Source organism: Pseudarthrobacter sp. NPDC058362, assembly GCF_042723515.1.
In the GTDB taxonomy this organism is placed as follows: Bacteria; Actinomycetota; Actinomycetes; order Actinomycetales; family Micrococcaceae; genus Arthrobacter.
The window spans coordinates 381,091-395,690 of sequence record NZ_JBHXIW010000003.1 but is presented as its reverse complement, the minus strand read 5'-3'; the positions used below and the strand labels follow the sequence as shown (position 1 = coordinate 395,690).

11 protein-coding genes are annotated in these 14,600 nt (G+C 66.5%); 6 read left to right on the top strand and 5 right to left on the bottom strand.

The window, feature by feature from the left end:
• Positions 1-2,121, top strand: a complete 2,121-nt coding sequence (locus ACFWIX_RS09385; protein ID WP_377215850.1) for an acyl-CoA dehydrogenase — start codon at positions 1-3, stop codon at positions 2,119-2,121.
• 86 nt (positions 2,122-2,207) lie between these two features.
• Here the strand turns inward: ACFWIX_RS09385 and glgA are convergent, their stop codons facing one another.
• The gene (glgA, locus tag ACFWIX_RS09380; RefSeq protein WP_377215849.1) at positions 2,208-3,413 is read right to left on the bottom strand and encodes a glycogen synthase; all 1,206 of its coding nucleotides are present in this window, start codon (positions 3,411-3,413) and stop codon (positions 2,208-2,210) included.
• 101 nt (positions 3,414-3,514) lie between these two features.
• Between glgA and glgC the strand changes: the two genes are divergently transcribed.
• From glgC to ACFWIX_RS09365, 3 genes are all read left to right on the top strand, one after another.
• Positions 3,515-4,924, top strand: a complete 1,410-nt coding sequence (gene glgC / locus ACFWIX_RS09375; protein WP_377215848.1) for a glucose-1-phosphate adenylyltransferase — start codon at positions 3,515-3,517, stop codon at positions 4,922-4,924.
• A gap of 84 nt (positions 4,925-5,008) precedes the next feature.
• On the top strand, positions 5,009-6,460 hold the full coding sequence (locus tag ACFWIX_RS09370) for an SDR family NAD(P)-dependent oxidoreductase (protein WP_377215847.1): 1,452 nt from the start codon (positions 5,009-5,011) through the stop codon (positions 6,458-6,460).
• A 19-nt stretch (positions 6,461-6,479) separates the two neighbouring features.
• A complete protein-coding gene (locus tag ACFWIX_RS09365) occupies positions 6,480-6,947 on the top strand; it encodes a pyridoxamine 5'-phosphate oxidase family protein (protein WP_377215846.1) in 468 nt (155 codons plus the stop codon).
• Positions 6,948-6,951: 4 nt separating this feature from the next.
• Here the strand turns inward: ACFWIX_RS09365 and ACFWIX_RS09360 are convergent, their stop codons facing one another.
• The 3 genes from ACFWIX_RS09360 to ACFWIX_RS09350 form a co-directional block, all read right to left on the bottom strand.
• The gene (locus tag ACFWIX_RS09360) at positions 6,952-7,803 is read right to left on the bottom strand and encodes a transglutaminase N-terminal domain-containing protein (RefSeq protein WP_377215845.1); all 852 of its coding nucleotides are present in this window, start codon (positions 7,801-7,803) and stop codon (positions 6,952-6,954) included.
• Entirely contained in the window at positions 7,800-8,726 is a 927-nt protein-coding gene (locus ACFWIX_RS09355) for an alpha-E domain-containing protein (protein ID WP_066275749.1), read from the bottom strand. The genes ACFWIX_RS09360 and ACFWIX_RS09355 overlap by 4 nt, the downstream gene beginning before the upstream one ends.
• 78 nt (positions 8,727-8,804) lie before the next feature.
• Positions 8,805-10,361: a circularly permuted type 2 ATP-grasp protein gene (locus ACFWIX_RS09350; RefSeq protein WP_377215844.1), complete on the bottom strand. Its 1,557-nt coding sequence runs from the start codon at positions 10,359-10,361 to the stop codon at positions 8,805-8,807.
• A gap of 112 nt (positions 10,362-10,473) precedes the next feature.
• Between ACFWIX_RS09350 and ACFWIX_RS09345 the strand changes: the two genes are divergently transcribed.
• Positions 10,474-11,499 (top strand): YeiH family protein, encoded by a 1,026-nt coding sequence (locus ACFWIX_RS09345; RefSeq protein ID WP_377215843.1) that lies wholly within the window; start codon positions 10,474-10,476, stop codon positions 11,497-11,499.
• A gap of 19 nt (positions 11,500-11,518) precedes the next feature.
• A complete protein-coding gene (gene pepN / locus ACFWIX_RS09340) occupies positions 11,519-14,149 on the top strand; it encodes an aminopeptidase N (RefSeq protein ID WP_377215842.1) in 2,631 nt (876 codons plus the stop codon).
• A 66-nt stretch (positions 14,150-14,215) separates the two neighbouring features.
• Here pepN and ACFWIX_RS09335 read toward each other — a convergent pair whose 3' ends face one another.
• On the bottom strand, positions 14,216-14,473 hold the full coding sequence (locus ACFWIX_RS09335; RefSeq protein WP_076803010.1) for a type B 50S ribosomal protein L31: 258 nt from the start codon (positions 14,471-14,473) through the stop codon (positions 14,216-14,218).
• Positions 14,474-14,600 lie beyond the last annotated feature (127 nt).

Genomic DNA, 14,600 nt, shown 5'->3' with positions numbered 1-14,600 from the left:
ATGACTGAACTCGTGGACCGCGCCGCGCGCGGCAACCAGCGCCAGGACCAGGCAACGCAGCCCGGGCCCGGCGCAGGACCCTCCGGCGGGCACGCCGCCGTCAACGTGGAAGCCTTGGGCAAGCAGTTGCTGGGCCGGTGGTCGGACGTGCGCCTACAGGCGCGCAGCATTGCCGCGCACCCGGAGCTGCGGAAGATCGAAGGACTGACACACACGGACCACCGGGCGCGCGTCACCGGGCAGCTTAAGTTCCTGGTGGACCACAACGCCGTCCACCGCGCCTTCCCCGAGGAGCTCGGCGGAACCAACGACCACGGCGGCAACATTGCGGGTTTCGAAGAGCTGGTCGTGGCGGACCCGTCGCTACAGATCAAGGCTGGAGTGCAGTGGGGCCTGTTCGGCTCCGCAGTTCTGCACCTGGGCACTGCTGAACACCACGCCAAGTGGCTGCCGGGCATTATGGCCCTGGGCATCCCGGGCTGCTTTGCCATGACCGAGACCGGGCACGGTTCGGACGTTGCCAGCATCGCCACCACCGCCACTTATGACCCGGACACTGAGGAATTTGAAATCCACACACCGTTCCGCGCGGCGTGGAAGGACTACATCGGCAACGCGGCCGTGGACGGCCTGGCCGCGGTGGTCTTCGCCCAGCTGGTGACCCGGGGAGTCAACCACGGAGTGCACGCCTTCTACGTGGAACTGCGGGACCCGCAGACGCGGGACTTTCTGCCGGGCATCGGGGGCGAGGACGACGGTATCAAGGGTGGACTCAATGGCATCGACAACGGCAGGCTGCACTTCACCCGAGTCAGGATCCCGCGGACCAGCCTGCTGAACAGGTATGGCGACGTCGCCCCGGACGGCACATACAGCTCACCGATCGCCAGTCCGGGACGCAGGTTCTTCACCATGCTGGGAACGCTGGTCCAGGGGCGGGTATCACTGGACGGCGCAGCAGTCGCTGCGTCCAAGGTGGCACTCAAAGCGGCCATCCAGTACGGCACGGAACGGCGCCAGTTCAACTCGTCCTCCGCCACCGACGAGGAAGTCCTGCTCGATTACCAGCGGCACCAGCGGCGCCTGCTCACGCGCCTCGCCACCACCTACGCGGCCGGGTTTGCGCATGAACAGCTCCTGACCAAATTCGACGACGTGTTTTCCGGGGCCTCTGACACTGACGAGGACCGCCAGGACCTGGAGACCCTGGCTGCTGCCCTTAAGCCGCTGAGCACCTGGCACGCCCTGGATACCCTGCAGGAATGCCGCGAAGCATGTGGCGGGGCCGGCTTCCTCATAGAGAACCGGTTCGCCTCGCTGCGTGCCGACCTGGACGTCTATGCCACGTTTGAAGGTGACAACACCGTCCTGCTGCAGCTGGTGGCCAAACGCCTCCTGGCGGACTACGCCAAGGAGTTCCGCAGCGTGGACTTCGGAGTGCTGGCACGCTACGTCGTGGGACAGGCCACGGGCGCGGCCCTGCACCGCACCGGCCTGCGCCAGGTCGCCCAGTTCGTGGCCGACACCGGCTCAGTCCAGAAAGCAGCGATTGCGCTGCGGGACGAGGAAGGCCAGCGCGCACTCCTGACGGACCGCGTCCAGACCATGGTGGCCGAGGTGGCCACGGCGCTCAAGGGAGCCTCCCGGCTGTCGCACGCACAAGGTGCCGCGGTATTCAACCAGCACCAGAACGAACTCATCGAGGCAGCCCAGGCGCACGCGGAACTGCTGCAGTGGGAAGCCTTCACCGACGCCCTGGGCGAGGTCGCCGACCCCGGAACGAAAGTTGTCCTGACCTGGCTGCGGGACCTGTTCGGCCTGTCCCTCATCGAGAAGAACCTTGCCTGGTACCTGATGAACGGCCGGCTCTCCATGCAGCGCGCCCGCACGGTGGGCGGCTACATCAACCGGCTTCTGGCCCGGATCCGGCCGCATGCCCTGGACCTCGTGGACGCCTTCGGCTACGGCGACGAGCACGTCCGCTCCGCCATCGCGACGGGGGCCGAGAAGCAACGCCAGGACGAAGCCCGCACCTACTTCCGGGAGCAGCGGGCCACCGGCTCGTGGCCTGCGGATGAAAAATCCCTGAAGCCCGCCGCGGCACGCACCCGGCGTAACTAGGGACACCTTGAGGAAGTAAAGAACGACGGCGCCGCCCCCCGCACGTGGGGAGCGGCGCCGTCGTGCGTGGCCACCCTGGACGGCTGCTAGTGGGCTGCAGGAAGTACCGAGCGGTACACCTCGAGGGTGGTCTGGGTGATGGATTCCCAAGAGAAGTGCTCTTCGGCGCGGCGGCGGCCAGCCTCCCCCATGGCGCGGGCGCGGTCGGGGTCCGAAACGACCTCTGTCAGCGCAGCCGCGAACTCTGACACGAACTTCTCCGGATCCAGCGGGGTCCCGGTACCGTCCGTGACCTGCTCCAGTTCCACGAGCAATCCAGTGCGGCCGTGCTCCACTACTTCCGGAATGCCGCCGGTGGCGCTGGCCACCACAGCGGCACCGCAGGCCATGGCTTCAAGGTTCACGATGCCGAGCGGCTCGTAGATCGAGGGGCAGGCGAATGCCGTCGCATGGCTGAGCACCTGGATCAGTTCGTGCCGCGGCAGCATCCGCTCGATCAGCACCACCCCGGTGCGCTCGCGCTGCAGGTCTTCAATGAGGCGGGCCGTTTCGGCAGCGAGCTCCGGGGTGTCCGCAGCTCCGAGGCAGAGAACCAACTGAACGTCGGCGGGAAGCCTGGACGCCGCGCGAAGCAGGTACGGGACGCCCTTCTGCCGGGTGTTCCGGCCAACGAAGACCACGCTGGGCTTGGCTGGATCGATGCCGAGGGCGCGGACGGCGTCGTCATTCTCATCACGCTTCCACAGCTCTACGTCGATGCCGTTGTGGACCACCCGGACCTTCTGCGGATCAACTGCCGGGTAGCTGCGCAGGATGTCCTGGCGCATGCCTTCCGAAACGGCGATAATCGCGGCGGCGGCTTCGTAGGCTGTCTTCTCCACCCAGGAGGACAGCGCGTAGCCCCCGCCCAGCTGCTCGGCTTTCCAAGGCCGCAGCGGCTCCAGGCTGTGCGCGCTGAGCACGTGCGGGATGCCGTGCAGCAGGGAGGCGAGGTGGCCGGCCATGTTGGCGTACCAGGTGTGCGAGTGGACCAGGTCCGCGCCGGCGACGTCCGGGACGATGCGCAGGTCCACGCCCAGGGTCTGGACGGCCGCGTTGGCCGAGCCGAGGTCCTCCGGGACCGAATACGACGTCACCTCCGCACCGTGATAGTCGGTATCCCGCGGCGCTCCGAAGGCACGAACCTGCAGGTCAACATGCTTACTAAGCACCCTGCTCAACTCGGCGACGTGCACCCCTGCTCCCCCGTAGATCTCCGGCGGGAATTCTTTAGTCACAATGTCTATTCGCACAAGACCCAAGGTAGTCCTTCACGCTGAACTGTTCTACTGTGAAGAAGTCCGGGGCAGACCGGACTGTTGGGGAGATACGAAGGCGTACAGGAGCGACCACTATGCCGTTGAACAAGAAAGTCCTGGCCATTGTCCTCGCAGGCGGCGAGGGAAACAGGCTGATGCCATTGACGGCAGACCGGGCCAAGCCAGCCGTGCCGTTCGCCGGCAGCTACCGCCTCATCGACTTTGCGCTGTCCAACCTGGTGAACTCCCGCTACCTGCAGATCGTGGTGCTCACGCAGTACAAGTCGCACAGCCTTGACCGGCACATTTCGGAAACGTGGCGGATGTCCACCCAGCTGGGCAACTACATCGCCTCCGTGCCGGCTCAGCAGCGCGTGGGGAAAAGCTGGTTCCTGGGCAGCGCGAACGCCATCTATCAGTCGCTGAACCTGATCCATGACGCGAACCCGGACATCGTGGTGGTGGTGGGCGCGGACCACGTGTATCGGATGGACTTTGCCCAGATGGTGGCCCAGCACGTCAGCAGCGGCGCGAAAGCCACCGTGGCCGCTGTCCGCCAGCCGCTGCACATGGCCAACCAGTTCGGCGTCATCGAAGTGGACCAGAACGACCCGCAGAAAATCGCAGCCTTCGTCGAGAAGCCGGACAGCACTCCCGGGCTGGCGGCGGATCCGTCCCAGTTCCTTGCCTCCATGGGCAATTACGTGTTCGACGCCGATGCCCTTGTGGCCGCGCTGCACGTGGACGCCGAACGGTTGGACACCAAGCACGACATGGGCGGGGACATCATTCCCTACTTTGTGAACCAGGGCGAGGCCGGCGTCTACGACTTCACCCTCAACGACATCCCCGGCTCCACTGAGCGCGACCGCACTTACTGGCGCGACGTGGGAACCATCGACTCGTTCTATGACGCCCACATGGACCTGATCTCGCCGCTTCCCGTGTTCAACCTGTACAACTCCGAGTGGCCCATCTACACCCGGCAAAGCATCTCCCCGCCGGCCAAGTTCGTCCGGGGCCAAAAGAACACCATCGGAACTGCCCTGGATTCAATCGTGTCCAGCGGTGTGGTCATCTCCGGTGGCGTGGTGGAAGGTTCGGTACTGTCCAACGACGTTTTCGTGGGGACCAGCAGCCGGGTCATCGACTCCGTCCTGATGGACAAGGTGTACGTAGGCGAAGGCGCGGTCATCAACCGCGCGATCCTGGACAAGAACGTCAGGGTCCCCGCGGGGGCGGCCATCGGCCTGGACCCTGAACTGGACCGCGCGCGCGGCTTCAAGGTGACGGAGTCGGGCATCACTGTCCTGGCGAAGGGGCAGCAGGTCCCGGAGCCCGGCGAAGAGGAACGGAAGCTCGCAGCCAACAACCTGCACCTGGTTCCCAACGCCGTGAAGGCTGCGACGGCGGACTACCCTGACGTGCGCGATTCCGTGGAACGGGCAGCAGGAACGCATGCATCGGCGGCAGCAGAATCGGTTCCCCGGGCACAGCTGTCCTAGCAGCTTTCGGGCGGCGACCAAGGGGCGGCGACCAAGGGGCGGGGCCGGGCCGGGGCTGCCGCCGAAGGCTGTAAAATCAGTCCAATGAGCTCCCCCGACCTGACCCCTGAGGAAATCGAGGCCTGCCTCAAGGTCTTGAACACCATCCACGCATACGACGAGGAGCACCCGGATTACGTTGCGGTACGCCGTGCCACGGGAAAGATGTTCAAGGCCGTCAAGCGCCACCGCAGGGTCACCAAGCGGGACCTCATCGCCGAAGCGGACAGGGCTGTCATCGCACAGACCGCCACCGCCGCGCCGGACCGGATCGACGACGAAACCCGGGGCAACAAGCTGGCGCCGTCAGCCTCGGGAAAGGTGGCCGGGCACCTGATCCGGTCCCGGCCCTGCTACATCTGCAAGCAGCACTACACCCAAGTGGACGCCTTCTACCACCAGCTGTGTCCTGAATGCGCCGCCTTCAGCCATAGCAAGCGTGACGCAAGGACGGACCTCACCGGCAGGCGCGCGCTCCTGACCGGCGGCCGCGCCAAGATTGGCATGTACATCGCGCTGCGCCTGCTGCGGGACGGTGCCCACACCACCATCACCACCCGGTTTCCCAAGGACGCCGCACGCAGGTTCGCGGCCATGGAGGACAGCGCCGAGTGGCTGCACCGGCTCCGCATCGTGGGAATCGACCTGCGCGACCCGGCCCAGGTCATGGCCTTGACGGACTCCCTCAACGAGGCCGGCCCGCTGGACATCATCATCAACAACGCGGCGCAGACAGTCCGCCGGTCCGGCAACGCCTACAAGCCCCTGGTGGACGCCGAGGACGAGCCGCTGCCGGCGGCGCTGGAAGCGGCCAACGGCGGGCCTGAACTGGTGACCTTCGGGCACGCCCACGACAAGCACCCGCTCACGCTGGCCAGCAGCGTGACCGAGCACCCCGTGCTGGCCGGTGACGCCATTACGTCGCTGGCCCTGTCCACCGGATCCGCCTCGCTCGAACGGATTGCGTCGGGCACCGCCATCGATGCCGGCGGTCTGGTTCCGGACCTTGCCACCATCAACAGCTGGACCCAGGTAGTGGACCAGGTGGATCCGCTGGAAATGCTCGAAGTGCAGCTGTGCAACGTCACGGCACCCTTTTTGCTGGTCAGCAGGCTCCGGGGCGCCATGGCACGGTCCACGGCGCGGCGGAAATACATCGTGAACGTCTCGGCCATGGAAGGCCAGTTCTCGCGTGCATACAAGGGCCCCGGGCACCCGCACACCAACATGGCCAAGGCTGCGCTGAACATGATGACGCGCACCAGCGCCCAGGAGATGCTGGAAACGGACGGAATCCTCATGACCGCCGTGGACACCGGGTGGATCACGGACGAGCGCCCGCACTATACAAAGGTACGCCTGATGGAGGAGGGCTTCCACGCTCCCCTGGACCTGGTGGACGGTGCGGCCCGGGTTTACGATCCGATCGTCATGGGCGAAGCCGGTGAAGACCAGTACGGCGTCTTCCTGAAGGATTACAAGCCCAGCCCCTGGTGAATGGCGGTATGCTCACGGCATGAGCAAAGAGCCAGCCCCCGATGTTGAAAACCTCGAACACCACGATTGCTGGGCACTGCTGCGCACGGTCTCCGTGGGCCGGCTGGCTGTCCTGACGGACGGCCACCCGGATATCTTCCCGATCAATTACACGGTGGACAGCGGGACGCTCGTCTTCCGCACCGGCGAAGGCACCAAGCTCTCTGCAGCCTCGGACGGCGCGCAGGTAGCCGTGGAGGCCGACGGCGTGGATGCGCAGACCGGCCTGGCCTGGAGCGTGGTGGCCAAGGGAACCGCCGAAATCGTCACCGGTACCGAGCACGTCCTGGACACCGCCGCCCTGTACCTTTTCCCGTGGCAGGCCGGCCACAAAGACACCTTCATCCGGATCACGCCCACCACGCTGACCGGCCGGCGCTTTAAGGTCACAGCGCCGCTGACCTGGTGGACCCAGCTCAGCGGCGCCATCAAGACTGCCCAGGAATAGGAACTCAGGCCAGCTGCGTGATTTCCACGCTGACGCTGAGGGCGGAACCTCCTCCGCCGGAGAGGATGCCCTTCAGCGGCGGCACGTCACGGTAATCCCGGCCGCGGGCTACCGTGACGTGGAAGTCCCCTGCCGGTTTGTGGTTGGTAGGATCCCAGCTGCGCCAGTCACCATCCCACCACTCCAGCCAGGCGTGCGACTGGCCGGCTACAGTTTCACCGATGCCCGCGCTGGAACGCGGGTGCAGGTAGCCTGACACGTAGCGTGCCGGGATGCCACAGCTGCGCAGCGCACCTATGGCAAGGTGGGCAAGGTCCTGGCACACACCCTGCCGCTGGCCCCAGGCCTCTTCCGCATTCGTGGTGACCGCGGTAGAGCCGGACATGTAGGTCATTTCCCCGCGCATCCATTCAAAAACGGCCAGGGCGGCCTCGTGCGGGTTCTTCCCCGCCACCACGGTGGGAATGATACCCAGCACCTCGTCCCCGGGCCCGCTCAGCCGCGACTGCGGCAGCCAGTCGCTGAACGTGCTGAGCGTTTCGGGCGCTGCGAGGACATCCCAGCCGACGATGTCAGCCTCTGAAGGGATCTTTTCGGTCCGGTGCACCTCCACCAGAATCGTGGAGACCACCTCCAGGTGGTCGTGCGGCATCTGCATGTCGAAGGCTGTTACCCGGGTGCCCCAGTAATCGCGGTAGGTACTGACCGCCGCCTGGGACGGGGACACCTTAACCACGGATTCAAGGACCACCTGCTGGGAGTCGGTCAGCGGCGTCATCCGTGCCTCGTTGTAGGACAGGGTAACCCGCTTGTTGTACTTGTACGCCGTGCGGTGGTTGATGCTCAGCCGGGTCATGAAACTTCTCCCACCCAGGCCAGTTCGTCCGCCTGATTGAAGTACTTACGGGAAATGGCGTCGGATGCCTGTGCCACGGCCTTCTGCACCCGCTCCATGTGCTCGGGCAGTTCCGACATCAGGTCGTCTGTCCGGTGGAATTCGAGGAACGTCCGGGCCTGGCCCACGATGCGGCGGGCGTCGTTGATGAAGCCCACCCGCTGCGCTGACGGGTCCAGCTTTGCAAGGCACTCGTCGGCATCACGCAGGGCGTAGACAATGGAGCGCGGAAAGAGCCGGTCCAGCAGCAGGAATTCAGCCGCGTGCTGGTCCCCGAACGCCGCGCGGCGCGTTCGGAGGAACGATTCGTAGGCACCGGCGCACCGGAGCATGTTGACCCAGGACATACCCGCGGACAGGACATCCCGGGTGGACAGCATGCGCGCCGTCATGTCGGCGCGCTCCAGGGAACGTCCAAGGACCAGGAAGAGCCAGCTTTCGTCGTGGCTGACCGTGGTGTCCGCCAGGCCGCTGACCATCGCGGTGCGTTCCAGCGTCCAGTTGCAGAACCGGTACGTGCCCACCACGTCCTTGCGGTGCTGGCTGAGGCCGTAATACGTGGTGTTCAGGCTTTCCCACAGTCCGGACGACACGGTTTCCCGCGCCCGTCGGGCGTTCTCCCGGGCGGCGCCGAGGGAGCCGGCGATTGAGGTGGCGCTGGTCTTGTCGTAGGCCAGCGCGTGCAGCAGCTCGGGCAGGCCGAAGTCCTCGCTCTGGGGGCGGGCACCCATCACGGCCAGGAGTTCCTGGGCAACGCTCTTTCGTTCATCCATGGGAAGGTGGTTGAGCCGTTCCAGGTGGACATCGAGGATGCGGGCCGTGCCATCGGCACGTTCCACATACCGGCCAATCCAGAATAGGGATTCGGCGATGCGGCTAAGCATGTGCGGCTACCTCCTGCACGCGGGAAAAGTCGGTAAGAAAAAAGGGCACGACGGCGGCGCGGTGGTTGACTGCGCCGCTCACTGCTGCTGCTCCGGCTGCCGGTCGCGCCAGTTGCTCTCCACCGGCCACACCGAGACCCGTTCGCGGACGGTAACGGAAGGACGCGGAACGGTCTCCACCGGCATCTGGGGCGAGTCGGCCAGGACCCAGGTGTCCTTGGACCCGCCGCCCTGGCTGGAATTCACGATCAGCGAGCCCTCCTTCAGGGCTACCCGCGTCAGCCCGCCCGGCAGCACCCAGACGTTGTCGCCGTCGTTCACCGCGAAGGGGCGAAGATCGACGTGCCGGGGCCCGAACTTGTCGCCGCTGAGGGTGGGGACCGTGGAAAGCTGCAGCACGGGCTGCGCGATCCAGCCGCGCGGATCGGCCACGATGCGCTGCCGCAGGGCCTCCAGCTCCTCCGGCGAAGCGTCCGGGCCTATCACCAGGCCCTTGCCGCCGGAGCCGTCCACAGGCTTCACCACAAGCTCGGAGAGGTTGTCCAGGGTGTACTCGCGGGCTTCCTTCTCTTCGAGGCGGTACGTGTCCACATTCGCGATCACGGGCTCCTCGTTGAGGTAGTAGCGAATCAGGTCAGGAACGTAACTGTAAACCAGTTTGTCGTCCGCAACGCCGTTGCCCACAGCGTTGGCAATGGTGACACCCCCGGCACGGGCTGCGTTGACAAGGCCCGGGCATCCCAGCATGGAGTCGGAGCGGAACTGTAGTGGATCCAGGAAGTCATCGTCGATGCGCTTGTAGATGACGTCCACGCGCTGTTCGCCGGCCGTGGTGCGCATGTAGACCCGGTTCCCACGGCAGATCAGGTCACGGCCCTCTACCAGTTCGACGCCCATCAGGCCTGCCAGCAGGGTGTGCTCGAAATAAGCGCTGTTGAAGACGCCCGGGGTCAATACCACCACGGTGGGATCGTCCACCCCGGCCGGTGCCGTCTTCCGCAGGGCCGACAGGAGCCGGCGCGGATACTCTTCCACCGGGCGGATGAGCTGCTGGCCGAACGCCTCCGGCAGGCCCTTGGCCATGGCGCGCCGGTTCTCCAGGACGTAGCTGACGCCCGACGGCACGCGGACGTTGTCCTCCAGGACCCGGAAGGTGCCCGCGGCGTCCCGGACCACGTCGATCCCGGAGATGTGCACGCGAACCCCGCCGGCCGGCTCGAAGCCATGGACCTGGCGGTGGAAGTGGGCACTGGTGGTCACCAACTGGCGTGGGATCACACCGTCGGCCACTACCGTCATTTTGTCGTAGACGTCATTGAGGAAGGCCTCCAGCGCGCGCACACGCTGCGCCACGCCGCGCTCCAGGACATCCCATTCAGACGCCGGAATGACGCGCGGCACAATGTCCAGGGGAAACGGACGCTCCTCCCCCGCGAAATCGAAGGTCACGCCGCGGTCCAGGAAGGTGCGCGCCATCGAATCCGCGCGGGCGCTCACGTCCGCCAGTGAGAGCTTGCTCAGGGCGTCCGCAACCTGCCCGTAAGAGTCCCGGGGCTGCTGCCCGGGCGCAAACATCTCGTCGTAGGCACCGGTCTTGCCCGCGGCCGCGGAGTAATCCTGGAAAAGGTCTGACATGCGCAATAGCCAACCATCTTTTGGGTTCGATTTCATACTGCCCTCCACTCTGGCGTGTTGGCAGCCGGGCAGCAGTTCGTGCTTTAGGGACCTTATCCGGCACAGTAGTCAGGTGCCACTCAGCAGACGCTTACCGGCCGCCGGGCGGATGGTTTCCGGCCTCGGCTTCTCCGCTGCCGCCGTAACCGCGGCCTTCCTGGTCCATGGCCTGCTGCCCGCACTTCCGGCGATGACAGCAGCGGTGGTCCTCGGCGTGCTCGCGGCGAACCTGCCCGCGGTGGGGGCCTGGACCGCGGGCAGGGCGCGCCCCGGCCTGGATTTCGCCGGGAAGCACCTCATGCGGGCCGGCATCGTGCTGCTTGGCTTGAAGGTCAGCGTCATGGACGTGTTGGGACTCGGCTGGCTGGCCCTGCTGCTGATAGCGGCCGTGGTGGCTGCCGGGTTCGGTGGCACGTACCTGATTGCGCGCCTTTTCCGGCTTCCTGCGGAGACGTCCCTCCTGGTGGCCGCCGGGTTCTCCATCTGCGGGGCATCCGCGATCGGCGCCGTGGCAGCGGTGCGACGGATCCGTCACACGGACACGGTGCTGCCGGTGGCCCTGGTAACCCTGTGCGGGACGCTGGCCATCGGCGTGCTGCCGCTGCTGGTGCACCCCCTGGGCCTCAGCGCCACGGTCTTCGGCGCCTGGGCCGGGGCGTCTGTCCACGACGTGGGGCAGGTGGTGGCCACGGCGCAAACCGCGGGGACCGCGGCCCTGGGGATCGCCGTTGTCGTCAAACTCACCCGGGTGCTGCTGCTGGCTCCGGTGGCCGCGGTCGCCGGCGCGCACCACCGGCTGAATCCGGCGCCCGGAGCCGCCGCCGCCGGAAGCCGGATGCCGCCGGTGGTGCCCCTGTTCGTGGTTGGCTTCGTGGCCATGGTGGCCCTCCGCTCCACCGGTATGCTGCCGGACAGCTGGCTTGCGGCGGGTGCGGTGGCACAGGACATCCTGCTGGCCGCCGCGCTGTTCGGCCTGGGATCCGCCGTGCGCATCCGGACGCTCCTCCACACGGGGGGCCGGGCGCTCCTGGCAGCTCTCGCGTCCTGGCTGCTCATAGCCGCCCTCGGGCTGGGGGCCGCGCTGCTGATCGCCGCCTGACCTGTGATTGGATAGCGGAGTGTCACTTGAGAATCTGAGCCGCAATGAGGCGGCCGATCGTTCAGCCCTGATCACCACCGCCGCCTACGACGTCTCCCTTGACGTGCGGCAGGCCCCGGACCCCGATACCGCCGGTTATCCGAGCCGGACCACCATCAGCTTCAGCGCGGCCGAGCCCGGCAGCACCACGTTCCTGGACTTCATCCACGGCGGCGTGCACAGCGTCGTCCTGAACGGGGAGCCGCTCCGGGTGGACGACGTAGTGGACGGGCCAAGGATCCGGCTGGATAACCTGCAACGGGACAACCAGGTCACCGTCACGGGCACCGCCCTTTACAGCCGCTCCGGGGAAGGCATGCACCGTTTCACCGATCCCGCGGACGGACAGTGCTACCTGTACACGCAGTACGAGCCGGCGGACGCGCGCCGCGTCTTCGCCAACTTCGAGCAGCCGGACCTCAAGGCATCCTTCACGTTCCACGTCACGGCACCCGCCGGGTGGGAAGTGGCCTCCAACGGCGGGCAGGCGGCAAGGACCGCGCTGGCCGATGACCCCGCCGCTGCCCACTGGGACTTCGCACCCACGCTCCCCATATCCACCTACATCACCACGGTGCTGGCCGGGCCCTACTTCAAGGCGCAGGACCAGTGGGAAGCCACCCTGGACGACGGCACCGCAATGCATGTTCCGCTGGCCCTCTACTGCCGGGCGTCCATGGCGGAATCCTTCGACACGGAGGAGCTGTTCCGGCTTACAAAGAACGGCCTGGAATTCTTCAACCGGCTCTTCGACTTCCCCTACCCCTGGGGAAAATACGACCAGGCATTCGTTCCCGAGTACAACCTCGGGGCGATGGAAAACCCCGGCCTGGTCACGTTCACCGAAAGCTACGTCTTCACCTCCCGCGCCACGGACGCCCAGTACCAGGGCCGCGCGAATACCCTTCTGCACGAGATGGCGCACATGTGGTTCGGCGACCTGGTAACCATGCAGTGGTGGGATGACCTATGGCTCAAGGAGTCCTTCGCGGACTACATGGGCACCCTTGGCGTGGACCGGGCCACCGGCTGGGACACGGCATGGGTGAACTTCGCCAACAAGCGCAAGGCCTGGGCCTACATGCAGGACCAATTGCCCACCACGCATCCCATCGTGGCGGACATCCCCGACCTGGAGGCCGCCAAGCAGAACTTTGACGGCATCACCTACGCCAAGGGCGCCTCCGTACTCAAGCAGTTGGTGGCCTACGTGGGCTTTGACGCCTTCATTGCCGGGTCCCGGGCCTACTTCCGCAGCAACGCCTACGGGAACACCACGCTGGCCGACCTGCTGGAGGCGCTCAGTGCGGCTTCCGGACGGGACTTGGGGACCTGGGCGCAGGAATGGCTCCAGACATCCGGTATCTCGACGCTCCGCCTCGAGGTCACAGAGGGCGGAACGGACGACGGCGTTATTGGCAGCGCGGCGATCGTCCAGGAGGCAACCGATCCGGTCACGGGACGGAACGTGCCGCGGGCGCACCGGGTGCGGATCGGTCTGTACGACGCCGACGCTGCCGGCGCGCTGGTGCGCACCGGCAGCGTCGAGACAGACGCGGCCGGGGCGTCCACACAGGTTCCGGAGCTGGCCGGCCAACGGCGTCCGGCGCTGCTGCTGCTCAACGACGACGACCTCACCTACGCCAAGGTTCGGCTGGACCCGGCATCCCTGGCCACCGTCCGCAGCTCGCTGGACCGGATCCAGGACCCAATGGCCCGGGCGCTGTGCTGGACGGCCCTGTGGGATTCAACCCGGGACGGTGAAAGCCCGGCCCCGGACTACGTTGACGCCGTGGCGGCCTTCGCGCCCTCCGAAACGGGGATCGGCGTCCTGCTGACCGTCCTCGAAAACGCCACTGCCGCCATTGACCGCTATACGCCGGCTGCAGAGCGGGTTGCGGTGCGCGCATCCTTCCTGGCAGCGGCCTCTGCCCAGCTGGACCGCTCGGCGGCGGGCTCCGACCAACAGCTGGCCTGGGCCCGGACCCTGGCCACGCTGAGCCGCCGCGACGCTTCCGGGCTGGGGCGGCTGCGGGGGCTGCTCGACGGCTCCGCACCGATGGCAGGCCTGGCGGTGGACGCCGAGCTGCGCTGGCACTTCTGGCACGCCCTCGCGGCTAACGGCCGGGCCACCCGGGAGGAACTGGATGCGGAACTCGAGCGGGACACCACCGCCTCGGGCCGGGCCGGGCATGCAACGGCCCTGGCCGCACGACCGGACACCGACGTCAAAGCCGCTGCGTGGCAGGAGGCAGTACACGGGCACAGCCTGTCCAACCAGCTCCTGACGGCCACCATCACCGGCTTCAACACTGCCCCGGCAGCGCTGCTGGAACCCTTCACCGAGCCCTACTTCGACTGCCTGCGGACGGTGTGGGACGAACGCAGCATCGAGATCGCCGGCAGGATCGTCCGAGGACTCTACCCGCTGACCCAGGACATTGCCCCCGGGCAAGACCCGGCCGGGCACCCCGTCATCGTCCGGACAGGCCGGTGGCTCGAAGCCAACGGCGACGCGCCCCGGGCGCTGCGGCGGATCATCCTGGAGCAGCGCAGCCACCTGCTGCGCGCGCTCACGGCGCAGGCCGCCGTCGTGCGCTCCACCCGCTGATCCCGGAAACGCGAAAGGCCCGCACCGTTGCCGGTACGGGCCTTCAGGAAGCTCGGTGGAAGCGGGTTACTTCTTGCCGCCGAAGCCCTTGAAGCGAGCGTTGAAGCGCTCGACGCGGCCTGCAGAGTCCATGATGCGCTGCTTGCCCGTGTAGAACGGGTGGGACTCGGAGGAAATTTCGACATCGATGACCGGGTAGGTGTTGCCGTCTTCCCACTCGATGGTCTTCGAGGAAGACACGGTGGAGCGGGTCAGGAACTTCGTGCCGGAAGCCAGGTCGTTGAAAACAACAGCTTCGTACTTCGGGTGGATCTCAGACTTCATAATGGGACCTTTGTTCGCACAACTGGATTTTGCCAGCTGCCAGGTATGAATGGGATAGCTGACCCTGCGCCGGCCGGAGCTTGGGCGGCAGGACAACCAGCTATCCATCATAACGGATGCGTACGGC